Source organism: Vibrio sp. B1-2 (assembly GCF_963888445.1).
Lineage (GTDB): Bacteria > Pseudomonadota > Gammaproteobacteria > Enterobacterales > Vibrionaceae > Vibrio > Vibrio anguillarum.
Genome location: NZ_CAWPJH010000012.1, coordinates 1 through 24530, shown reverse-complemented (window position 1 = coordinate 24530; position 24530 = coordinate 1). Strand labels below are relative to the sequence as shown.

20 protein-coding genes are annotated in these 24530 nt (G+C 45.7%); 10 read left to right on the top strand and 10 right to left on the bottom strand.

The window, feature by feature from the left end:
• Window positions 1–3: 3 nt before the first annotated feature.
• Both AACQ75_RS06795 and deoD read right to left on the bottom strand, forming a co-directional pair.
• The gene (locus AACQ75_RS06795; RefSeq protein WP_064626598.1) at window positions 4–1473 is read right to left on the bottom strand and encodes a hypothetical protein; all 1470 of its coding nucleotides are present in this window, start codon (window positions 1471–1473) and stop codon (window positions 4–6) included.
• 60 nt (window positions 1474–1533) lie between these two features.
• Complete coding sequence (deoD, locus tag AACQ75_RS06790) at window positions 1534–2244, bottom strand: purine-nucleoside phosphorylase (protein WP_013868368.1); 711 nt, start codon at window positions 2242–2244, stop codon at window positions 1534–1536.
• A gap of 311 nt (window positions 2245–2555) precedes the next feature.
• Here deoD and AACQ75_RS06785 point away from each other — a divergent pair, with 311 nt between their 5' ends.
• From AACQ75_RS06785 to AACQ75_RS06770, 4 genes are read left to right on the top strand one after another with little or no spacing between them, the layout of a single operon-like run.
• Window positions 2556–3509: a YbgA family protein gene (locus AACQ75_RS06785; protein WP_026027151.1), complete on the top strand. Its 954-nt coding sequence runs from the start codon at window positions 2556–2558 to the stop codon at window positions 3507–3509.
• Entirely contained in the window at window positions 3499–4332 is an 834-nt protein-coding gene (locus AACQ75_RS06780; protein ID WP_019282545.1) for a MerR family transcriptional regulator, read from the top strand. The genes AACQ75_RS06785 and AACQ75_RS06780 overlap by 11 nt, the downstream gene beginning before the upstream one ends.
• Before the next feature lie 16 nt (window positions 4333–4348).
• A complete protein-coding gene (phrB, locus tag AACQ75_RS06775; RefSeq protein ID WP_170889675.1) occupies window positions 4349–5761 on the top strand; it encodes a deoxyribodipyrimidine photo-lyase in 1413 nt (470 codons plus the stop codon).
• 5 nt (window positions 5762–5766) lie between these two features.
• Window positions 5767–6690, top strand: coding sequence for a L,D-transpeptidase family protein (locus AACQ75_RS06770; RefSeq protein ID WP_013868372.1), 924 nt, complete (start codon window positions 5767–5769; stop codon window positions 6688–6690).
• A 108-nt stretch (window positions 6691–6798) separates the two neighbouring features.
• Here AACQ75_RS06770 and AACQ75_RS06765 read toward each other — a convergent pair whose 3' ends face one another.
• A complete protein-coding gene (locus AACQ75_RS06765; RefSeq protein WP_026027153.1) occupies window positions 6799–7068 on the bottom strand; it encodes an Lpp/OprI family alanine-zipper lipoprotein in 270 nt (89 codons plus the stop codon).
• Window positions 7069–7463: 395 nt separating this feature from the next.
• On the opposite strand from AACQ75_RS06765, the gene AACQ75_RS06760 reads away from it, so the two are divergent.
• The 6 genes from AACQ75_RS06760 to AACQ75_RS06735 all read left to right on the top strand — a co-directional run bounded on the left by AACQ75_RS06760 (window position 7464) and on the right by AACQ75_RS06735 (window position 17524).
• Complete coding sequence (locus AACQ75_RS06760; protein ID WP_026028423.1) at window positions 7464–8810, top strand: DEAD/DEAH box helicase; 1347 nt, start codon at window positions 7464–7466, stop codon at window positions 8808–8810.
• 256 nt (window positions 8811–9066) lie between these two features.
• The gene (locus tag AACQ75_RS06755; protein WP_170889674.1) at window positions 9067–11079 is read left to right on the top strand and encodes a prolyl oligopeptidase family serine peptidase; all 2013 of its coding nucleotides are present in this window, start codon (window positions 9067–9069) and stop codon (window positions 11077–11079) included.
• A complete protein-coding gene (locus AACQ75_RS06750) occupies window positions 11080–13221 on the top strand; it encodes a TonB-dependent hemoglobin/transferrin/lactoferrin family receptor (protein WP_170889671.1) in 2142 nt (713 codons plus the stop codon).
• Between the two features lie 9 nt (window positions 13222–13230).
• Entirely contained in the window at window positions 13231–15507 is a 2277-nt protein-coding gene (locus AACQ75_RS06745; protein WP_170889670.1) for a proprotein convertase P-domain-containing protein, read from the top strand.
• A 2-nt stretch (window positions 15508–15509) separates the two neighbouring features.
• Window positions 15510–16970 (top strand): Lcl domain-containing protein, encoded by a 1461-nt coding sequence (locus AACQ75_RS06740; protein ID WP_170889668.1) that lies wholly within the window; start codon window positions 15510–15512, stop codon window positions 16968–16970.
• Window positions 16967–17524: an Lcl C-terminal domain-containing protein gene (locus tag AACQ75_RS06735; protein WP_017042172.1), complete on the top strand. Its 558-nt coding sequence runs from the start codon at window positions 16967–16969 to the stop codon at window positions 17522–17524. The genes AACQ75_RS06740 and AACQ75_RS06735 overlap by 4 nt, the downstream gene beginning before the upstream one ends.
• Before the next feature lie 175 nt (window positions 17525–17699).
• On the opposite strand, the gene AACQ75_RS06730 is transcribed toward AACQ75_RS06735, so the two are convergent.
• The 7 genes from AACQ75_RS06730 to yhfZ form a co-directional block, all read right to left on the bottom strand.
• Window positions 17700–18953 carry a phosphopentomutase gene (locus AACQ75_RS06730; protein WP_170889666.1) on the bottom strand — a complete coding sequence of 418 codons (1254 nt, stop codon included), beginning with the start codon at window positions 18951–18953 and terminating at the stop codon, window positions 17700–17702.
• A 1-nt stretch (window position 18954) separates the two neighbouring features.
• Window positions 18955–20112, bottom strand: coding sequence for a YhfX family PLP-dependent enzyme (locus AACQ75_RS06725; RefSeq protein WP_094123393.1), 1158 nt, complete (start codon window positions 20110–20112; stop codon window positions 18955–18957).
• Between the two features lie 159 nt (window positions 20113–20271).
• Window positions 20272–21573, bottom strand: coding sequence for a YhfT family protein (locus tag AACQ75_RS06720; RefSeq protein ID WP_094123394.1), 1302 nt, complete (start codon window positions 21571–21573; stop codon window positions 20272–20274).
• Window positions 21574–21582: 9 nt separating this feature from the next.
• Window positions 21583–21942, bottom strand: a complete 360-nt coding sequence (locus AACQ75_RS06715; protein WP_013868383.1) for a DUF2620 domain-containing protein — start codon at window positions 21940–21942, stop codon at window positions 21583–21585.
• A gap of 37 nt (window positions 21943–21979) precedes the next feature.
• A complete protein-coding gene (locus tag AACQ75_RS06710) occupies window positions 21980–22855 on the bottom strand; it encodes a phosphotriesterase-related protein (protein WP_094123395.1) in 876 nt (291 codons plus the stop codon).
• Between the two features lie 3 nt (window positions 22856–22858).
• Entirely contained in the window at window positions 22859–23236 is a 378-nt protein-coding gene (locus tag AACQ75_RS06705; RefSeq protein WP_228209306.1) for a hypothetical protein, read from the bottom strand.
• 52 nt (window positions 23237–23288) lie between these two features.
• The gene (yhfZ, locus tag AACQ75_RS06700) at window positions 23289–24185 is read right to left on the bottom strand and encodes a GntR family transcriptional regulator YhfZ (RefSeq protein WP_026028897.1); all 897 of its coding nucleotides are present in this window, start codon (window positions 24183–24185) and stop codon (window positions 23289–23291) included.
• Between the last annotated feature and the right edge of the window lie 345 nt (window positions 24186–24530).

The following is a 24530-nucleotide window of genomic DNA, read 5'->3' as shown; positions in this document are numbered from 1 at the left end:
AATCTAAGAGAGTAGTTCTTTCAACGTCAGTGGATGTTTGGTTAATTCCAAATTTTGGGCGGCGGTGAATCCATGTTTATCTTGGTAGCACAAATTGTGCCAAGCACGAAAAATATCCAGCATTGGTTGTAGGCCGCCAGGGCGAAGTTTGCGCCTCGGTTCGTTGATAAAGCTTTCGAACAACAGTTGGAAGCGTTTTTGATAGAACTCTGTTTGCTTAATCGATGCTTTATCGAGCCAAGCTTCGGGTGTTGGATTGTCTCCTGCCAAATAGCAAACACCTTTGGCAGCCTGTGCCTGATTGGCAATAGCCCAGCGATCTCGCCACCATCCCATGTGAACAATGTCCGTTTTATTCACGGAATGTCCATTTTGCCATTGCGGATCTTCCTCAACGTACATCAAGTCAACATTCTTACGCTTGATTCGCGGCAAACAGACGCTCAATGCGGCAGAACGTAAAACCGGATCTTGAGGCAGATAGATAGAAACTCGCTTATCTTCAAGGCACAAATCCAGCACGTGGAGGAAGTGAGCATAAGAGGTGTAAGGAGGGCGAATCAAGGCGCCTTTAGAAGGGTAATGAAAAGTGGTGAGGTTACCCATGGGGTCTTCAACATTACCGCGGGCTAAAATTGTTTGGTATTTCTGATCAATACGCTCACGCAATAGCGGAGATGCGTCAGGAGTGGATAGATTCGCTTCGGATGAATGTTCACGAGAAACAAAACGCGCGGGCGAGTGATAGGGGTTGTGATCAAGCTCGCCTGCAGGCTCTTCATTGGCGGAATAGTTTACGTGCTGACAGAGTATGTAACCTGTTTTGGCTTCACCTGTTGCAAACCACAATACGCCGTTGTCGCTATGGGGTTGGAGCGGGATGTAATTGCAAGCCAGTTCATATTGGTTTGCATGATTCACCCAACGCGCATCAATCATGGCCAGTTTTCGCCGACAGCGACTGGCAATGTGCTCGACATGATCATAAAACGTTTTTGGGTTGATGGATAATTTACGGCAAATCTCTCGCACCGAATAACTCATGAAGAGTAGGCCGAGTAAGGTTTCTTGAAAAGCGAGTTTTTTGTTGGCTCCTGACCACTTATCAACAAAGGTACTCTGGCAAGCTTTGCAACGGTACCGCTGGCGATCGCCGCTGTAGCCAAAAGCGTGATAGAGGTGTTTGTGTGTATGAACAGATAAACCGAAATTTTGGCAATCATCACTGCGACAAGCGGGCAACCCGTCGCTGTGAAGCTGTCTTAAACGGTGTAATTCGTTTAACACTTCTCGGTTGTTAAGTAAGGGGGGGAAAGCTCCACATTCACGACAAACCATCGTTGGACGCTTCGGGTTTACGCGCTGCAGAACGTACCGTTCGGCTTCACTCAGTCCAAAGTTGTCACACGCCAATGTTTTACAAAAGTTGAGTTGTAAACCATCTGCGTCCTTGGGTAGTTGGTCGTTGGACACAATCGCCCCCTCGGGGTAATTTAAGGCTGTCAATTTGGGTGAGCAGCTGAGGTTTAAAAATTAGATACTAATCGCTGTTTCAAGCGCGACTTTCATCATGTCGTTAAAAGAGGTTTGGCGATCTTCAGAGCTTAATTTCTCACCGCGAATGATGTGGTCAGACACCGTAAGAATCGTCAATGCTTTTGCGCCTAGATCCGCTGCAACGCCATAAATACCGGCCGCTTCCATATCCACACCTAAGATGCCAAGCTTATTCATTTTTTCGAATAAATCACCTTCAGGTGTGTAGAACAGATCAGCGGAAAACACGTTGCCTACTTTCACGGGCACGTTTTGTGCGCGTGCTTGATTGACGGCCGTTTCAAGCAATCCGTAATCCGCAATCGCGGCAAAATCGTGGTTGTTAAAACGGATGCGGTTAACTTTGGAATCGGTTGAAGCACCCATACCAATAACGATATCCATTAGATTGACATCGTCACGAACTGCGCCACAGCTACCAATACGGATGATATTTTTTACACCGTATTCTGAAATCAACTCGTGAACATAAATCGAGCATGATGGAATGCCCATACCGTGGCCCATAACGGATACTTTTTTACCTTTATAAGTACCGGTATAACCGAACATACTGCGAACATCACAAACCTGTTTAGCATCATCTAAAAAAGTTTCAGCAATGTATTTTGCACGTAATGGATCGCCTGGCATTAGAACGGTTTCAGCGAAATCACCAACTTGCGCATTAATGTGTGGGGTTGCCATCGTTGTTACTCCAAAGTTTTCGAGTCAGCGATTTATCCGCAATAAGTGGATTAAATTACTAATTCTGTTGAATCTGATGTGTTTTGTTGAGGCAATATTAGCTAGACCTGACACTGTTCCTTGAGAGATTAGTCACAGAATTAAGGTTAATACCCTTTTTTGAGCTCATTGATAACTAAAAGTGTTGAAAGTGGTAAGGCAATCGATTTGGGTAAACGTTTACCTTTTATGTGTACATAAATATATTTTGTATAAGGTGGTTGGAGTGTGCTATACATTATACAACAAATATTTTTGTATATGAGGCGGCGATGAGTAATCCAGAAATTCGTATCGGGATCAGTGCATGTGTGCTGGGAGAGCAAGTCCGTTTTGATTCTGGCCACAAAGCGAGTGACTTTGTGACCAAAGAGTTGACGAATTATTTCTCTTTCATACCCGTTTGCCCAGAGGTTGCGATTGGCTTAACCGTGCCAAGGCCTACCATTCGCCTGATCTCTCACGAAGAGCGTTTAGCGCTGGTTGAAACTAAAGATGAAACCAAAGATTACACGCAAGCCATGTTCGATTTCTCAGAACGAAAAGTTGATGAGCTCGAATTGATGAAATTGTGTGGTTATATCGTTTGTGCGAAATCCCCGACATGTGGCATGGAAAGAGTCAAAGTCTATAAGCATCAGCGAGCAGACAAAGAGGGTGTTGGGCTTTATACCGCCACTTTGATGCGTAAAATGCCGTGGTTGCCTGTAGAGGAAGATGGCCGTTTGCATGATCCTGTGCTTCGCGAAAACTTCATTACGCGTGTCTACTGTTTACATGATTTTTATCAATCGATAGGTGACAACCCGACACCGGGCAAAGTGGTGGCTTTTCATTCACGCTACAAATTGACGTTAATGGCGCATCACCCGCAAGCGTATCGAGAACTCGGCCGTTTGGTGGCTGAAGTCAAGCAGCATCCGCCACAGTATTTTATTGAGCATTATCGCCAAGGGCTAATGGATGCGCTTAAACACAGAGCGAGCCGTAAAAATAACACCAATGTTTTGATGCACATTCAGGGTTATTTCAAACGAGCCTTAAACAAAGAGCAGAAAGTAGAGTTAGCGCAATTGATTGATGACTATCGAACTGGCGAGCTTCCTTTACTTGCGCCTATTACGTTGCTCAAACATTACATAAAAATGTATCCCGATGCTTATCTGCAGCAACAGCACTATTTATCGCCTTATCCACAAACGCTAAGGTTACGTTATGGACTATGAGAACCCACTGACTAAAAACATGATGACTGAAAAATTATACGCTATTCGAGACGTTGCCGAGATGACTGGAGTAAAGCCCGTTACCTTGCGTGCATGGCAGCGCCGCTATCACCTTGTTCAGCCACAGCGCACGGAAAAAGGGCATCGCCTTTATTCACAAGAGGATATTGCGACGATTCGTATTATTCAAGGCTGGCTGGCGAAAGGGGTTTCGATTGGCAAAGTGAGTGCATTGCTTAGTGGCAGTGAAAGCATCATCGATACTTTGGCAAATCATGGTTCAGAGCTTTTAGAGCAAGAACAATTGCTGCAAGCTTTAGTGGATCTCAATAAAGGCAAAGCGGAATCAACCATTGCTACAGTATTGAAAGAGTATCCGTTAGAGATTGTTGAGCAGCAGTTTGTCTTTCCTGTCATCGACACGTTAGAGCGGGTTAAAGGACCGCTGCGCAGTTTGCAAAAAGGGCTTTTTCAGGCACTGATGATAAGCAAGTTGAGCTCGATCATTGAAGCGGAAAACAAAGCGGCAACTAAAGGAAAATGTCTTTGCGTTAATCTTGATCCAACATCGAGCATACTGGCTTGGTTATGGTTCGTGGGAAAGGTGGAAGCTGGGTATAACCTCACTATCTTAGATGGTGTCGAAGATCTTACCGCTCTTGTTGATCATGATGCTTTAGCAAACTACCAACAGGTTGCGCTGTTTGCCAATCGAGCGTTAACCGAGCAGCAAGTTCAAGCGTTACGGAAATTGCGTATCTCACTGGGAGATAAGCTTTCGTTGTCAGATGTGGTTGCTCGTCTGCACCATTCGTTAGATTAATCAGTAAGGATGTACAGTGAAATTACTCTGGCTGCGCCGAGATTTACGATCCGTTGATAATACGGCATTACATGCCGCCATTGATGGTGAAGAACCTGTTGTTGCCGTATTCATTGCAACGCCAGCACAGTGGCAAAAACACCATCTTGCTCCGATGCAGGCGGATCTTATTTATCGGCGTTTATTTGAGCTGCAACGTGAACTGCAAGCACTCAATATTGCTCTATTGTATGAGGAAGTCGATGATTACGCTGATGCTGCGCAGCAGATTGCCACTATGGCTAAGCAGCTTAATGCCAGCGCAGTGTTGGTTAATCGCGAGTATGAAACCAATGAGTTGCAGCGTGATGAGATGGCGAGCCAGTTTTGCCTAGAGCGCCAGATCGAGTGGCGAGCATACGACGATAAGTGCATTATTGCCCCCGGTTTGGTCAAAAACAAGCAAGGTGATTATTTCAAAGTCTTTACCCCTTTTAAACGGGCGTGGTTGTCACAAGCGGCTCTTCCTCAAATTTTACCAACGCCTATTTCTGCACATTATAAACGCATAAAGGATCTTGAGCCGTTGCTGTGGAGCGAACACCGCTCGTTCAGCTATCCACGCATCAGCAGTGATCATTGGGTGGTCGAGTTCGATGCAATTCGCGCTAAATTACGCCAGTTTTGCCGTGATAAGGTACAGAATTACCACCAGCAGCGTGATTTTCCCGCGTTGGATTCGACCAGCGCACTGTCACCTTATCTCGCAATAGGGGCGCTTTCTGCGCGTCAATGTATGGCGCGTCTATACGCTGAATCGCAACATATTGGGTTGTCTGAAGGGGCGCAAACTTGGCTGAGCGAAATTATTTGGCGTGAATTCTATCAGCATCTGATCGGGTTTCGTCCTGATCTCTGTAAGGGAAAAGATTTTGCACCTTGGGGGAAACACGTATCTTGGTGGGAGAATTCAACGGCCTTTGAACGTTGGCAGCAGGGTCAAACCGGGTTCCCTATTGTCGATGCGGCGATGCGCCAACTGAACAAAACGGGGTGGATGCATAACCGATTAAGGATGGTGGTGGCCAGTTTTCTAACCAAAGATCTGCATATCGATTGGCGACTTGGTGAACAATATTTTATGCAAACATTAGTGGATGGCGATTATGCATCGAACAATGGCGGTTGGCAGTGGTGCGCCTCAACAGGGTGTGATGGGCAACCTTATTTTCGAATTTTTAACCCTACCAGCCAAGGGGAACGTTTTGATCCGAAAGGTGATTTTATTCGTCAGTGGGTACCTGAATTGGCTTCGTTGCCAGATAAGTACATCCACACGCCTTGGAAATTCCCTGTCGTTAATTCCTTGTCATATCCCGCGCCAATGGTTGATCATAAAGTAGAAAGAGAGATAACCTTACAGCTCTATAAAGACGCCAAGGATACCTGATCACCATGCTACGCAAGCTACTCTCTTTGTGTTGCTGCTGGGGGGCGCTCAGTGTGAACGCGTTTGCCGCGACTTATGATTTTCCTGCCGAAGGCAGTAGCATGGTTGGCCGAACTCAATATCACGTGATTGAGCAGGGCGAAACCTTAGCGCAAATTGCAAAACAGTACGATGTTGGGTTTTTATCTTTGATGGCGGCTAACAAAGGAATTGACCCATTTTTGCCGCAGCAAGAGTTTGTGCTAACCATTCCGTCACAAATTATTTTACCGCGCGTGGCTTACGAAGGCATCGTCATCAACTTAGCGGAACTGCGGCTCTATTACTTTGAGCCTGAAAAACGCAAAGTGCATATTTTCCCCGTCGGCATTGGCCGTATTGGTCGTGACACGCCCGAAATGGAAACCACTATCAGCCAAAAACGGCCGAACCCAACTTGGACACCTCCTCAATCTATCCGCACTGAATATAAAGCGAAAGGTATTGAACTGCCTGCGGTTGTGCCTGCTGGGCCAGATAACCCGCTTGGTGAATACGCGCTTCGTCTCGCTTATGGTGCGGGTGATTATTTGATCCACGGTACCAACAAAGATTTTGGTATTGGTATGAGAGTCAGCTCTGGTTGTATTCGTATGGATCCCAAGGATATTGAATGGCTGTTTAAGCAGGTTCAGCGTGGCGAGAAAGTGAAAGTGATTGATGAGCCGATAAAATTAGCCTTAGAGCCAGATCGAAGCGTATTTCTTGAAGCTCATGAACCTTTGACGCGCAGTAACGGCAGTAAAAAAGAGTTGCAGGTACCGCAAGAACTTCGCTGGTGGTTGGATGAATTTAACAAATCAGATGCGAAAGCGAGAGCGGTGATCTTGGCGCAAAATGGTGTGCCTGTCGAAGTTGTGGCTGCAGATTTTTCAACCTCATTGGAGTAATTAAAGAAGTTGATGAGTTCATTAATGGTGAACCATGTAATAGCAGCAATAAAAAAGGCTTGAATTAACAAGCCTTTTAAGCAATTTCAGCTATGGAATATAACGAAATTATTTCGTGTATGACTGAGCAATATTATCGATACGCTCGTTTGCACGAGCCGCTTCTTCTTGCGCAGCGGCAGCGGCATCAGCCGCTTGGCTTACTTTAGACGAAAGTGTCGATTGCTCGCTCTTAAGTGCAGAAATTTGATCACTGAGTTGGCTAACTTGGTTGCTTAGCTGATCCATTTTCGTCATTGCTGCGTCATCAGGGCCTGATGCGCAACCAGCAAGTAGAAGTACAGAAGAGGCTGCAGCTGCAATTAACATCTTATTCATTATTGAACTCCTTGTTTGTAAGATTATTATCAATGACGCCCTATTATACTTTTCCTACTTGAAGCTACAGCGGTGCTGTTTACCTGCAACGTCAAGTTGTTTGGGTATACACTTGTTTGGAAATCATCATATAGTGACGAACTCAATTGTAGACACTATTCTAGCGTTCACCCAGTAGCCGAACGTCAAAATAATCCAAGAATTTCAATTTATGCTCATTTACTCCGCTATGTCTCATCGTTAAGAGACGTATTTTCTATCTTCTTATGCCTTGAAAAAGTGTGCGTGCTGATTATTTTTATGTGATCTCTATCTATCTAAGCGCCTTTCGGGCTATCATATTGCGTTTTCATTTTGACCTCTTGCCCTATTTATTGTGGCAACTTTACAAATTTTTGGAGAATCCTTTGCAGTTTAAAGATTTAGGCTTAGACAATCGCTTATTGAAGACCCTCAAACACTATGACTTCAAACAAGCGACAGAGATCCAACAACAAGCGGTTCCCGTGGCGATTGCAGGTAAAGATTTGTTGGCATCCTCTAAGACTGGTTCGGGTAAAACATTAGCGTTTGTTTTGCCAATGCTGCATAAGTCTCTCAAAACTAAAGCGTTATCAGCAAAAGACCCTAGAGCTCTGATTCTTGCTCCGACACGTGAGTTGGCCAAACAAGTGTACGGTGAGCTGCGTACGATGCTCAGTGGGTTGAGCTACGAAGCAACGCTGATTGTGGGTGGGGAAAACTTTAACGACCAAGTAAAAGCACTGCGCCGTTTCCCCCGTTTTATTGTAGCGACTCCTGGTCGTTTAGCGGATCACTTAGAGCATCGCTCGTTGCGTCTTGATGGTTTAGATACGTTGATCCTTGATGAAGCTGACCGTATGCTGGACTTAGGTTTTGCTCCGGAACTACGCCGTATTCATCATGCAGCGAACCACCGTCGTCGCCAAACACTGATGTTTTCCGCAACGCTTGATCACGGCCAAGTGAATGACTTTGGTACCGAGTTGCTTAAAGATCCAAAACGCATTTCGATTGGTGTTGTCAACGAAGAGCATAAAGACATCACCCAAAAATTCTACCTCTGTGATCATCTCGATCACAAAGAAGCCTTACTCGAACGCGTGCTGCAAGAAGCCGAATATCGACAAGTGATCATTTTTACCGCAACCCGTTCTGATACTGAGCGTTTAACGCTTAAACTCAACGAGCAGAAACTGAAAGCCGTTGCGTTGAGTGGTAACTTAAATCAAAACCAACGCAACACCATCATGAGCCAGTTTGAGCGCGCTGTATTTAAAATTTTGGTCACGACGGATGTGGCTTCACGTGGCCTTGATATTGCAAACGTGACGCACGTGATTAACTTTGATATGCCCAAACATACGGAAGAGTATGTGCACCGTGTTGGTCGTACAGGCCGTGCGGGTAATAAAGGTGATGCAATCTCGCTGGTTGGCCCAAAAGATTGGGACAGCTTCAAGCGCGTGGAAGCCTTTTTGCAGCAAGATATCGAGTTCTCTCAATTTGATGATCTGAAAGGTAAATTTACCGGACTAAAACCACGTGTTCCGGCCTTTAAGAAAAACGCAGCCGCTAAGACTAAAAGTACTAAGCCCAAGGCGAACACCGCCAATAAGAAGCCCGTTAAACGCGATAAAACCTTTTATCAGAATGTGGCAGTGGGTGATGCGGTATTTGTGCCGAAAAAGAGAGTTGCACCTAAAGTTGATGATGAGTAACAGCGAGCGTCTTGTCAGCGTGACCTTTCGGTCAATCGAATCTGCTGACGGACTCAATGCCAGTATTTGCTGAGACAACCTCACCCTAATTATAAAAACACCGCCAAATAGGCGGTGTTTTTATATACACGCAAACGTTCACCCTTATAAATCCCATAATTTCTCTATTTTATATAAAAATGATAATTGATCTCATTATCGTTTAGTGGCAAGCTGCGCCTCATTATAATAATTGGCTATGTTTTCACTGATCATAATGAAATTACTCAATATCATTGCTTTTGTTGTTGGTTTGTCTTGTTTTCATTCATCTTATGGTGAGTCACTGCAGTGGCTGGAAGATGGCTCGCGTAGCCAGCCTAAGGTTCGAGCACACCTTGAAGATCACAATAAAAAAACACAACAGTGGCTCAATCAAGCCACACCACTTTCTAATGCACTAGTCAAAACATGGTCAGAGAGTAAGAGCGTAAAAGCACCGACACCTTGGCTCATCCAGTACCAAAATTACTATCATGATCAAGTAATTAAGGGTGAACGTTTTGTTGTTAAAAAGACCGCAGAAGGCAGCCCAATTGAGCGATTGGTCAATATCAGTGTAAGACAGCAGCAATCAGATTATTACCAGTTAGCCAATTGGGCGGTGGCAAAAGGGGACCGCTTTATTGCATTAAGCGAAGATTTGACTGGGGAAGAGCACTACACGCTGACGCTGCTGGATCGTGTATCGAAGCAGGAAATCGTGCTTAGCCAATCTGCAACAACTCAAGCTATTTGGTCTGAAAATGGCCAATACCTCTATTTTTTGGCGGCAGAAGAAAGCCGTTCTTCTAGCTTATTGCAGCGCTATGATGTGCTGAGCAAGCAGACAAAAAACCTATGGGAGTGGATTGATCCGCAGTGGATCGTGTCTCTCTATTTGGCAGCGGATCCGCATTTTGCCCTCGTGCAAGTCAACAACGAAAACAGCAGTGAACAACGTATTTTAGAGACCAACACCTCTCACTTAAGCCTTCCGCTTCGTGCCGCACAGCCGGGTATTGAATACTACGCAGACGTTGCTAATGGCTGGCTCTACATCAATAGTAACCTCAACGGCAAGTTTGCACTCTACCGTCGATTACTGAGCATGAATGAAAACCCTTGGCAGCTTTTTTATGCGCCAGATGATCATTCCACGCTGGATAATTTCTATTTATATCAAGCTGGCATTGTGGTTAAAACCAACCAAGCACAGCATTCTCAACTGGCCATTATAGATCAGCATGGAAAGTTGAGAGCATCACAGCCTTTGGCAACAGAAAGTGAGGTCGCTTGGGTCTCTCGTAACGGTGATTGGCAAAGCAATAAACTGCGCGTGCGTTCAATGTCGATGGTTTCTGCAGGAGTTTGGCGTGAGTTTGATGTGGCAAGCTTACAATGGAAGCGACTGGGTCAAGACCACTATCCTGCTTATTTACCGGAACAGTATGAGTCACAACAGATTGTGGTGGATGTTGATGGCGTGGCTATTCCTGTCACTTTGGCGTACCGAAAAGACACCTTGAGCGCACAGTCCAGCGTCTTTCTTTATGGCTACGGCGCGTATGGCGTCACTATGCGTCCGTATTTTATGCCACAAGTGATCAGTTTATTGGATCAAGGCGTAATTTATGCGATTGCTCATGTGCGCGGTGGTGGTTATCACGGTGAATCATGGCACCGCGCTGGGTCTGGCATTCTGAAAAAAATAGGCATCTCAGATTTCCTGAACGTCGCCTCTTCATTGCAGCATTTTAATAACGGCCAACGCGCTATTTATGCGATTGGCGGCAGCGCTGGTGGAACCTTAGTTGCGGCCGCGGTTAATCAAAACCCAGCACTTTTTGCTGGAGTGGTGCTGCAAGTGCCTTTTGTGGATGTGCTTAGAAGCATGTCCACAGAAGACTCCTCTTCACTCTCGGTGCAGCAGCGAGAAGAGTGGGGAGATCCTAGCCAGCCATTGCAACGCTCAGCAATTGAAGCTTATGACCCACTACTCAATATTCAAGCCAAACCTTATCCGCCAACCCTCGTCCGTGTCGGGTGGTTTGATAACCGTGTCCCTTATTGGGAAGGCGCGAAATACATAGAAAAAATGTCGATGATGAGTACGGGTAGCGGGCCTTACTTGTTATGGACGGACTTCAATAGCGGGCACAGTAGCGATTCACGTAAGGCACTACAGCAACAGGCCGTGGAATACGCCTTTCTTCTTACCATAGATAAAAACAAAAAAGCGGAGCAGTAAATGAAGCTTTCTCCAATCACCGCAGCGGTGCTTAGCGTGCTTGCGGTAGGGTCAGTGCATGCCGAATTCAGCCTAACCAAGCTTGAAGAAGTGGTGGTGAGTGCCAATAAAGTAGAACAGCCGCTGTCAAAAGTCGCCGGCTCAATATCAGCGATTGACGGTGAAACCATTGAAAAACAAGGCGCGACAGAACTGTATGATGTATTGAGTCATGAACCCGGAATCAGTGTTACGGGTGGCGCTGGTCGGCCACAAAACATCACGATTCGAGGGATGACGGGCAACCGCATTGCGATCATTCAAGATGGCGTCGCCGCATCGGACGGCTATGGTGCCAATGACATTAACGACAAAGTAGGCCGCAATACTTTCGCCTTAGACAACATAAAAAGCATTGAGGTTGTGAAAGGGGCAGGGTCTACCATTCATGGTTCAGGCGCGATCGGCGGCGTTGTGGTTGTCACCACAAAATCGCCGGCGGATTATTTGCAAGGACGTGATTTCTATATTGATGCCTCTGGCTCCTACACAGGGATCAGCAATCAATATAAGAGCAGTAGCACGCTAGCGGTGCGCAATGGAAATGGTGAAAGCTTGGTGACCATTTCATATTGGCAAGGCGAAGAGACTCGCAACTTTAACCAAGATCTCTATAACCGAGATATTGAAGGATTCAGTGCATCGTTAGCCCACGATCACATGGTCAATGATTCGCTGTTACTCAGTGCAAAATTTAACGCCTATAAAGATGAAAACATCCGCAAAGAAGGCATTGCTTCCATTCAACGCGATGACAAATGGGAAAGCAAAGAATTTTTTGAACAGGAACAGCACCAAACCTTATCGGCATCATTGGGGGTGCAATTAGATACCCTTTCTTTCTGGGCAGACCATGTGGACGCCAAGCTTTACTGGCGTGATAGTCAAAGTGATACTCAAACCAATCGCTTATTGACCAAAGAACATGCCTTTTTCGACACCCTTGAATTTCGTCGTGAGAGACGCGATGAAAGTTTTTCTGATCAGTTGATAGGGCTATCGGTTGATTTAGAAAAAGCAGCACGAGTCCACAACATCGAACACCAATTTATTTACGGTGCAGTGCTTAATACCAATCGTTATGAACGCCCTCGTCACGTGGATACCAAGGATTCCAGTGGGGAAACCTACGAAAATATTATTCCGTTTGCACCAGCGAAGGCCTATGGTTTTGGCGTCTATTTGCAAGATAGATTCAGCCTCAACCAGTGGACATTTAGCGCTGGTTTACGTTTTGATTTGAATAACCTTACTCCTCAGTCAGAGCAACCTATTGCTGGTTTTGCTGTTAGTGAAATTCAAACCAGTGAATGGTCACCGAGCGCATCTGTGGCTTACCAGTGGACGCCATCATTCAACAGTTACCTCAGTTACAACCACGGCTACCGCGCTCCGACCTATGACAAAGCCTACGGTGCGGCAGACCACAGCTTTGTTCCACTGACGCCGTTTTTTATCGCGCCGAACATGAATTTACAGGCTGAAACCAGTGATAGTTTTGAGTTGGGTTCAAAATACGATAATGGCCAATCTCAAGCTTATGTCGCGGTTTTTTACTCTCTCTTTGACAATTTCATGGACACCAAAGACGTGGGATTTGATAGCGATAGAGGCGCTTGGATCAAGCAGTACCAAAATATTAATGGCGTCGAAACGTATGGTGTGGAGTTCACCTTCGCCCATCAACTGAATCAACATTGGTCAACCACGTTCAAAGCGGGTTATGTGGATGGCAAAGATGATCAAGATGAATACGTCCGTACCATCACGCCGTGGGAAGGAAATGGACAACTAAATTACCAGCAGCAAGATTGGGATGCCTACGCACGTTGGAACTGGGCGAGCTCGATGGATCGAGCACCAGCATGCTCTGATGATATCGGCCGTAAAGCGCAATGCGCGCAAACGTCGGCATGGTCTACGGTCGATCTTGGCGTGAGTTATCAAGTGATGCGTGACCTTGATGTGAGTCTCAACATCATGAACCTATTCGACCGTGAATACGTTCGTTATCAAGACGTCGCGGGTGTAAGTCAAAGTCAAACTCTCTATTCCACTGAGCCCGGGCGTTACTTTACCGCTACGGCTAAATACGTGTTTTAGGAGCTAGAGATGAAAAAAATTATCGTTCTGAGCACCTTGCTATGCTTGAGCCATTCCGCCTTTGCGGGGGAGTGGGACTATCCACTGGCGAAAACGACCATTGCAACGAAAGAGTCGGCTGAGCTGTATTTGAGCTCGCTTTATCCTGATGTTGGGACACTGAAGTTTCGTTATCAAACCGAGAGTTTACTGGGAAATCATTACAACTTTGATGTATGGCAGAACGGCCAATACCAACCGCAAAAAGCGTTAGTGCTCTCGACCGATCAGTCTGGCGTAGTGACGCGCGTGTTCAAAAGTTTGCACAATACAGTCGAGCGAGATGGCGTTGCATTGGTAGCGGCAGAGCTCGAATCGCCCCGCCGATTGATGGCGAATGAACCGCCTTCGCTCTCATCAGGAGATGTGCAGAGCATCAATGTGCGACTTTTTGACCCCGATTTAAGAACCATGGATCAATTTCCTGCGCCAGATTCGGCGTGGAATGACCTTGCTGATTACCCAAATCAGCCGCACTACCAAAGTGTGAATGTCGAGATGTTGCAAAGTGCAGGTAAATATTACTTAGCCAATGAACGAGTACGACAAGTTGATGCCACCGCCATACAGCAACAAGATGATGCCAAGCAGTGGGTTGATAGCGGTGTTGGCTTACTTAGCGCTGAAGACGTGGCGCAATGGAACTCAGATGCTGAAATTCTCTCCATGGAAATGCTTGATGATCGCTTTGTACAGCTGATGGCTTTTTACCATCTTGATCAATCGATTGATTATACCAAACAGCTCGGTTTTTCCTTGTTTAGTGAACCTGTGAGGTTTGATGCGAGAGGTTTATCTAGCAACAACTCTTCTTATTATGTTGGCCCGAAAGCGGTGTTGTTTGGTGTTGGGGGCTCGCCCGATGCATTAGATGCCGACGTGGTTACCCATGAACTTGGGCATGGAATTCATTATCAAATCGTTCCCGATTGGGCTTATGGACATTCGGGCGCGATTGGTGAAGGCTTTGGTGACTATTGGGCGGGTTCGCACAGTTTTCGCCGCCAGTATGCACAAGGAAAAGCGTTCGAAATTGACACCGTGTTTAATTGGGATGGCTATTTTGGTACTCGTATTTCGACACGCAGTTTGTGGAATCAGCGGGCAAAATATTTTGCATCCGCAGAGTATCGAGCGCATGAAAGTGTAGCAGGTGAGTTGGGTGATGAATTGTGGTCTACCCCTTTATTTCAAGCGCTGAAACAGGCCGTGAATGAGTACGGTCAAGAAGCGTTTGCTGAATTTGACCGTATTGTTCTTGAATCAATGTACGGCTTAGGTCGTGGTCTAAAAATGCATGATTTGAGTGAAAGCATGCTGTATACCGCCAAACAGCTGTACCCGCATCGCGCTTATGATGCGATGCTATTACAGCAATTTAAGCAACATAACTTAGTCCAAGAACCCTTCAAATTCCTGTTGGAACGTCGATTTGTGATGCCAACGGATCCGCTGAACGTGCACATTCAGGCCACGGATCGCCAAGCAAGTTTACAAACGGTAGCCACTTTGCAAGGTGAAACCGTTACTTTCGCTAGCGAAAAATTCCAGCAGCAGCAATGGAGCATCGCGCTGCCAACCACGTACACCTGCGGCGTCAAACAGACTCTACAACTTGAATCGAGTTATCAATATCAACCGTACCTTGTGATGCAATCTGACAAGCAAACTTTATCGTTTATCGTGGGTAAGCCACAGCTTGCAACGCCGCCAGTGGCCATAAATTCAGTATTGAAAGACGCCAGTATTGACGGTGCAGACACGGTTACGTCCGGATTTAAGAGCTATGGCTTGACGATCGATGTTGGCAACGTATTGATTGATGAAGATTTTGTGGTTCGCCTGCAGTTATCGCACCCAGAGCTACAAGAGCTGCGCGTTACCTTAATTTCACCCGCAGGGACACGCGTCGAATTACTCAACCAAGCACCATCGGCCATCAATGGTTTTGATGACTATTGGGTGCTGGCACATGATGCCATATTGGGCTCTTTACAAGGCGAAGCCCTAAGCGGTTACTGGCGTTTGGAAGTGGTTGACTACAGCCCGGGAAATTCCGGCACCTTGATTGAATGGGGGATAGGCCGCCTAGCGGGCTATCAATGCCCTCAACCTGTGACCAACGCACTTTCACCTGAAACAGGTGGCGGTTCGACTTCACTGCTCTTATTACTTCCTCTCGCGGCATTCGCTATAAGACGACGTAATTTGTTGGCTATTTTTTCACTTAAACTGAAGAACACATAACTATGCACTTAAGACTTTCAACACTTTCGCTGGCACTTTTACTGGCTGGTTGTGGTGGCGGTGAAAGTGGAGATGTAGCCAATACATCTTTACCCAGCCATAAAATTAGCGGGCAAATTCAAGCGCAAAACGTCGCACTTGATGCCACTGTCTGCATTGATTCTAACCAAAACTTTGCCTGTGATGTGGGCGAAATCAGCACGCAAGCCGATAGCCAAGGGCGCTACACCCTCACGAGTGACAGCACTCAAATCTACCGTTTTCCTATTGTGGCTGACGTTTCTACTGGCATTAGTGTCATGACGAGAAGTCGCCAAACCAGCCAATCATCGATCCTGATTGCGCCGGCGCTGGGCAAAAGCAGCGGCAACATCCTCAACGGTGTGAGTTCTATTTTTGCCGGCATTATGCTGGATGGAAATACGGAGAAAGAAGCGAATCGCTTGCTTGCCGAGCAGCTTTTGCAATTAGGCGTTGAAGTGAATGGTGATATTTCACAAAACTTTAGCCACACAGCATTGGCAATATTGGATGCCAATGCTGTCGTGTTGCTCCAAAAAGCGAAAGCAAGTGAACGAATTGATTTGCTGGCAACGCTTGGGCAAACCATGGCAAAAAATACACCACTGATTGCCTCTGAGATCGTTTCTGGCGAAAAGATGACCGAATATGCTAATACATTGATGACGCAAGTATCGGAAGAGCGACCTCTGCAAGACACGGGCATTATTCAGTTCTATTCCGATCAAGGCGCACAAGCGCGGGCTGATGCTGATTATCCCGGTCAAGATGCTGAATATGGCCTAGATATTACCGCCAAAAATGGCGTGACGGGTAAGAGCTTTGCGTTCATCAAATTAGATGCGGCTGGCAATGAACTTGAGGCAGAAGCAAGCGATTGGTCATGCGTTAAAGATGTTTACAGTGGACTTATTTGGGAAGTGAAGTCAGAAGATGACGCGTCTTTGAACTATAAAGAGCGGTTGTTTGCATTAGAAATTGCCGACAAGTTTATTCCTTTTACAAAAGATGTGACGGCTGCTTCCTGTCTGGCGGCAGGTGATACTATTTGCACTACGCAAGATTACGTCAATCGCATTAATCAAGATAAATTGTGTGGGTTACAAACGTGGCGTTTACCAACCAACAGCGAGCAATACATGATGCTTGATTTCGGTGAATTGGGTGACGATGCAGTTGGTTTCAACCAGCACTATTTCCCGCATCAGCCGCAGAACACCGAATTTTTTGATGGGCATACGTGGACTTCTGGCATTGCTTATCTCAATACCTCTCAATTTCAAAGCGATGGTTCGATGCAATATCTTTACACGGCGCTGTCTGGTGCAACCAAAGGGGAACGTAGCCCAATTGAACTCTACTCCAGCAGTACGGCGGCGGACAATGACCCGTCTTATGTCTCGCCGATTCGAGTTGTTGCAACCAAGGAGAACAACCAATGAAATCTCATTTAATCGCGGCTTCTTGCTTGATCTTTTCTGCTGTCGGCGTCGCCCAAGAGTGTTCTCCTGATATGACGAAAAGCGCACCCAACACGCGCTATGTCTACAGCGAGCAGGGGACGATCAAAGATAAGCTCACTGGCTTAACGTGGATGCGTTGCCAAGTTGGTAAAACATGGAACGCCGCTACGGAGCAGTGTGATGGCGAAGCGACCGGGTTTCGTTGGCAAAGTGCTTTGCAAGAAGTGGCGGCTATCAACCATCCTCAAAGCCGACACGCATTGCACCAATTTGCCAGCCAAGCCGAATGGCGATTGCCGAATATTAAAGAGTTAGTGTCATTGACTGAAATGGCGTGTTTTGGCCCAGCGATGAATAGCAGAGCATTTGCCCAAGGCTTTAAGTATGAAACAGGCAATATCTTGTCGTATTTATGGAGCCAATCACCCCATTTAGCGAGTGGTCAGGTGTGGTCTTTTGATTCCGTCAATGGCGAAATTTACCACTACGCACCGAATTTTGAATTTGGTGTTTTGCTGGTGGCTGAAGAATAAGTGTTATGAAATGACGCCACTTACGCTGTCAGGTAAACGATCAGTCATGTCATGTTGGCATGACTGATTCTCTAACCAGAGTGTTCAAAAAATTAGCTGGTTTTATCATGGGTGATCAATCTGTCGACATGGATAGATGTCATGAGTGATCAAAACCCAAGAAGTACCATTGTCATCATTGATGACATTTCTGCTGGTCATTGAGCAACGAAGTGATTGGTGTTCCATGATCGGGTAGTTGCGCGCCGAAGAAAGCACAGACCGTCGCACCGACATCAGACAGTGTTGTGCGCAGCCCAATAGATATAGCTTGTTTACCCTTTTGATAACACAGTAGTGGTACTTGTTCACGGGTATGTTTAGTGTGACCGATGAATGGGTCGTTACCGTGATCGGCCATGACGATTAATACGTCCTTTTCATTCATGTTCGTAATAACGTCTTTTAAGCCTTCGTCGGCTTTCTCCAAAACGGTCCAGTATTGTTTAGGATCTTGTTGGTGACCTGCAAGATCGGTTTCTTGAATGTTGGCGCAGAAAAACCCCTCCTTTTCGATACACAAATCACGAATAAGAAAACGAAATATTTGGTTTGTATCAACGAGCGAGGTGTACGAACAACCATGCGGATTTTGTACGATATCGGCCACTTTACCATAAAGCCAAGTTTGGATATTACGCTGATGTAAGTACCAAGGAACTTGGGTTTTTGCATCCACGCCATAGCCTAAGTGTGCCACCTGAAATCCCTCACTGTATACCCCGCTACTGGGTGCATTAATGCCGATATACTTTTGCCCATTAGTCGGGTTTTGTTTCACTTCAACAGCACTTAAGATTTGATCCATAGTGATACCGCACCCAGAGCCGCCAAATGCAATATTGCGACTCACGGAGTTGGCTTTACGCACCACGGCGGCTATTGCCAGCAAGGATTCAAATGTCACTCGGTTAAAGTTACAAGTTAAGTTATAAACTTGCCCCAAATCCGCTTCAAGATTGTCACCAATCACCACCCCTTCATTGACGATCAACAGTGATACTTGTTGTATTGTGTGGCGATTGACGCGATAGCCTTGTGCGAGCAAAGCCGATTCAATATCGGGCAATGCTACTTGAAATGGTTGGATAAGAGGGGCAGTTGGACGAGTGCCCATAATTTCTTGGTGCCCCATAAAGGTGTCGCCCCCCTCGTGAGCTAAGTTTGCACGCCCGGTATTTGCCTGCGGGTTTATCTCCATGACGGATTGTGGGCTGGCAATAATATTTTGCAATCCCAATCTTTCTAAGGTAGGCAAGCGTTTCAACGCAAAATGAGCAAGTAACTTACCCGCGGTATTCGCACCACAGTCTTGTGGCCTAACCAGCGGTACATCCGCCATTTCACCGACACCAAAGCCATCAAGTACAACAACGATAAATTTTGCCATATTAAACCTCATTACCTAAAGAATCATATAGGCCGATTAACTTGGGATTAGGCGTGGAAACGCCCTGCACTAATGCCACATCACTACGGGTTACAAAAACTTGTGTTCGATACGCCATCACAACCGGAGAACCGATAGGATGAAGACCGGGGATGCGTAAGTGGTAGTCGATGCTGTCCGTATCATCATTGAATACAGAGACCCGTTCACAGCTGTCACCGCTATAAACTCGAGCGTTTTCCAACTGCCCGCGCCGATAGTACCCTCCGCCGAAGCAATAACTGTCGTTAGCGAACTGGTGGGAGATCTCGCTTAAATAAAGTAATGCGATTGATTCTGCTTGGGGCTGCGTAGCATTAGCGGGTGTGGTGCCAGTGAATGCATGACCGGGTTCTCCATGGGTGCAGCCATATTGAGCCAGCAATGGTAGGGTCTCTATACTGGTGGAAGAGGGCGCATTGACTTGCTCACATTCGATGCCTAAATTGGCTAAAGCTTGCTTAGCATCAATAAGCGTTGTGAGGTTCGGTGTTGGCTCTGTTTTCCCTAATGTTTCATCGTATAAAAAACAAGGAAAATGTGTCACACCTGCGATGTAAACTCCGGGCATGTTTTGAATCGCGCGCACGACGTCGGCAGCTTGCTCCAACGGAAATCCCGCTTCTTGATTGACGTACAGCTTGTCGCGACTGTGGAAAAACTTTAATAACAAACCTTGTTGCCGCTTGGAGGCTATGGCCGCATCCGATATTTGTTGCGCTTTTTCAAGGCTATAAATGGTCATTACTTGTGGTTTGATCTGAGCAACCAAAGACCGAATCATATTGCTAGGTGGTTGAACTAAGTGCCCAACGTTAGCAATGGGTAAACCGTGTGCCGCCATCATTCTGGCCTCTTTATAATCGACACACACAATCCCTTCATAGCCACATTGCTCTATTAACAAGCGGGCGATTAATGGGTTGCGGCCAAACTGTTTAGTCATGGCGTAAAGGCATATGCCCAACCTGTCAGCGACCTCCTTCATGCGTTGAGCATTATTGAGCAATTGGTCGACATCGATAACGGTGGTGTCTGGTTGTAACTTACCTTGCTTAAAGAGTGTCAGTGCCGCCGTGATTAAATCTGGATTTTGTTTTTCTAAAGCGTCTAAAAACATATTCTCCCCTTTTTAGGCATGAGCTGATCCTGCACATTATTTGGTAATGCGCATGCTTAATAACAAAATAAACGTAAAGAGTAAGTGTGCTATATAACGCTGAAGAACAACCCGCCTAAATACAGTATCAAAATAAATTAAGGTTAGTTAAGCGTCTCATTACAAAGCAAATAACCCAATAACGTAAAGAATATTTAAAATAACCCCAGTGAGAATAGCGGCAACCGCTGGCGCTGCAATTTTAAGGACTGGTCGTCCCATGACTTCGTTTAAGAAAAATAACATCGCGAAAATAGTAAAACCTGTAGTTGAGCCCATTTTCATCACCGCCAATACGCCACCAATTAATAATGCAAACTCCATTAATGTATTCATTGAATTACGTATATTGTCTGATGCATTTCGAATCGATGGGAATTGTTCCAAGAAACGACCAATGCCACGAAGTAAGAAAATTTCGATACAAATGGTTATGGCTCCAAGGACGGCCGCGACGGGCATATTAGGAGCTAAATAACCGACGACGAATACAAATGTCATCCCAACCACGCCGTAAACGCCAGTCGCCAGTGCCGTAGTGGCAATCAGCGGAATAAAGCCGAGGCCACGCATGAATTCCGATAATGCCACTTGTTTCATTGCGGTATCGTGAGCCGCTGGGTCGGTGATTTTATAAGCTTCAGCGAGTGAATAAATAGAAACTTCAGATCCCGCGAAAATACCACCATTTGAAACCGCAGCAATTAATGCCCCTGTGACTGCAAGAAATGGCAGGTTTTTTACGATACGTTTAGTCCGCTCTTCAAATAGGCCATGTAAACCAGACATATCTGGTGCTTCAATGCCTTTTTTACGATCGGATATATCTTTTTGAATTGCGAAAAATACCAGCATTAACATGCCGATAAAAATCTGGATTGATTCTGGATAAATCCCCGTAAACTTCATCACCATTAATCGAGAAAATAGGATGACGACTGCCGTAATTGCCCCGGCTTTCCAGCCGAATTGATAAAATATCGCAAGCAATGGGAACAGGGCAAAAGCCGACATGACGGGAGTACCCAGCTCACCGAGTGCGCCCAATGCATCGACGGGAAGGCCCGTTAAGACGGCATTAACACCAGCAAGCGAAGTGACAACCAACACACCCCATAAACCACCCGCCGCGGCAGCCAGCCAACGGCTACCAATCATTACGCCTAAAATGTCTGTTGGTAAGAAAAGCAGCCAAGGGTTGAGTAGGCCCGTTGATAAAGTGAATGAAATCCCCACTGATGCCACAAAGCCAATCGATAGGCCAAAAGCGACGGATCCCGCTTCTCGGCGAGTCATATTGCCTTCAACCAATTGGGGCAGAATAGGCCGGATCCCATCATGAAAAACCGCCGCGCTCATGTTGGCGATTAAAGCTGTCATTGCACATAAGGTTGCAACGAGTCCAATATGCATAATATCCATAGGTTGCCTTTACTTTTTAGCGAGTAAGTTTGCGAGCATGGGTATAGCATGCTCGATGTGTTCAATGGAGAGTCCAAATGCAACGCATCCACGTTCAATAAACTGGGCCACTTCAGTTTCCTTGGCCTTAATCGCAGGTTTAGCGATAGTGCAGCTTTGACCAAAACCGATAATAGCAATGGCCATGGCTAATGCGCCTCCGGCGCCGGTATTACAGCAACCAATGAAATAGTCCATTTCCCCCGCTTTCACTTTCAGTGCGGCTTCCATGTCGCTCAGAATATGGCATTCAAATATGCCCGGTTCAGAGAGTTCAATCTGTGCTCGGATTTGCTCTCGTTGCAAACCCGCGATGGCGATTTTTTTCATGTTTTGTCCTTTTTATTTTAATGAGCACAAGTGCTCTTTATCCAAATAAGCGTGCAGGGTTAGTTTGTAACATTGTGCTTATTTGCAGATCACTGATCCCATGCTGCTTGAGCAAAGGAACAAATTCATCGATTAGATAGCTAAACCCAAGGCCACCATTTGCCTTTAGATGGGAGCGACGTGTAATGTCCATCGACAACATGATTTGGCCAACATAACCCCGTTCACATAAGGTTTTTAGTGATTGAGCACGACGCGTATCGGGGTAATAGCTGTTTTTACCAATGGTATCGAATTGGATATAGCAACCTTGATCGAGCATCCACTGGATATCGTCCAAGTTATCGCGTAGATCGCAGTGGCCGACAGTGAGGTTTTCCATTTCAACACCGCAACTTTTCAGCAGATCAATCTGTACTTTGCCCATCGTACTCATCGACTGATGAGTTGAAATCGGTCGACCTGTTTCTAAATGAGCAATCGCCGCCGCTCTAAAGACTTTCTGTTCGGTATCACTAAAGCCATTTTCACTGCTACCGATCTCGCCAATCACACTCGCCTTGAGGGATGAATCCTCGATACCCACTTCAATTTCCTTAATCATCTGTTTTGCCATTTGCTGGGTATCCATGGTGTAGAGAAAATCGGGGAAGAAACCTTCGATATAAAATCCAGTGGCCAGCAACACATTCATTCCAGTGTCGTCGATTAAATTTTCAATAAAATGAGGATTTCTACCCATAAAAGCATTAGTGACTTCGATGATATTTCTCACCCCACGAATTCGCAGCTCTTTCATCTCATCACACAACAACTCATATTGATCCAGACGGCAATCAAGGTTGCCTTTTTGTGGGGATAAATCGATATGTAAATGTTCATGGCAGTAGGTGTAACCAGTGCTGTCAATCATCGTTCACTCCTGAGTTTCATCGTGTTGCGCCGCGAGATAAAGAGCATAAATATTTGCGATGAGAAAACTTTCCTCGGTGGCAGGGACGGTACTTAAACTCATCGCATTGAGTGTTTTTTGATGAATATCGATGACCGATTGAATCCCCGGATCGTCATAGATTTCATCGAGTAGTTCGCTATCAAGCCCTTCAGCTACGGCTTCACCTTGCCAAATTCGATCCGCAGCACGCGATAAATGGGTGAGGGCCATTTGGTATTGCTCATTGTCATGAGGCAAACCCAGTTGACGGTCCATCATGGCGATAACTTGTAAACATCCATCATAAGCACGCTGGCTAATCACATTAGCATGCAGTAAAAGTGCAAGGCGCTGTTCCATATCTGTCCTTTTGCGATTATTTGTAATAAGCATTATGTGTGGTTAAACAGGGTCAATAGCTGGGAGTAATTTCCCCATTGACGACGGCTCGTTGATGCTTAATTAGTTGATCCATCCGGATCAGTTTTCTGAGCAAGGTCGTTATGTGAGTAGAAGCTCCATTCGCCAAGATCACCGCTTCGGATGCATCCCGACAAGCAGGAAGATCACTGAGTGATTTCTCATCTAAACCATATTTCTCCATCTCAATCGCTTCAGGTAACCAAACCACGGCATCAATATCGCCATTCGTTAAGTGGATGAGACTTTCGCCATAATGGATTTCTACAATTTCAATGTTTTTATCCTTAAACGATTGGTGAGTAAGAATTTTTTGGTCAGGAGAGTCTGGGTCAACACCAACTCGGCGTATCTGGTCATAGCCTCCTTTTTTAAAAATGAGACGGTGTTCATGCGAGTAAGAGTGGACCCCTAAAGTCATGGCCGTTACTAGCCCATTGGCTAGCTCTTTTGCTGCCAATTTCGACATAATGGCAATATCATAAGTACCATTTCTGAGGCATTCTGCGCGTACGCTTGCCCCGCGCATATGTGCAAAGTAGAGCGGCAAATCTCCAATTTGAGCTTTCAACCCACTTGCTAACCCTTCGTAATGACGGGTATAAGGCAGCGGCATCGCACATACGACATTGTTTATCCCAGCACAAGCCACTAGTTCACGGTAATTCAATTGAGTAATAAAGGTGCCGTTGCGCCCTTGTTTTGAAAGTATCACTGCATTGCGATGCTCTATGGTTGTTAAGGCTTTCTGAATAAATCCTACTGATACGCAAAATTCCTCAGAGAGTGAATCAATCGTTCTAAGACGGTCACCTTCTGTCGTTGTCATCAAGTATTGGGCGATGTTCATGATCGCCGTACCTTCTTTATTGATGTATTGAGTTGGCATAATGTTTATCTTCAATATTTTGAAGATAAACTATCAGCCGAGGAGTAAAACAAAAAGGAGTGGGTGGGAGAAATGTGAATTACCTCGAATAACTTTTTCTTATTTATGTCAGCTTATAGATGGTTTTGATCTTTTTATCTGGGATATTTCCAGATTTCAGGTTGATCTTGGCTGTTTTTACACATCCATTCCATTCGAAATAAATTACCACTGTGGATAGTAATGCCGTTCACTTAAGAGTGAACGGCATTTTTGTTCTTAGCATACCGTTGTGGTCTAGGCTTAACTGTTCTAGGGAATGTTCTTTCCCTTCGCCCTTCAAGTATTAAGCTTTCAGCCATGTTG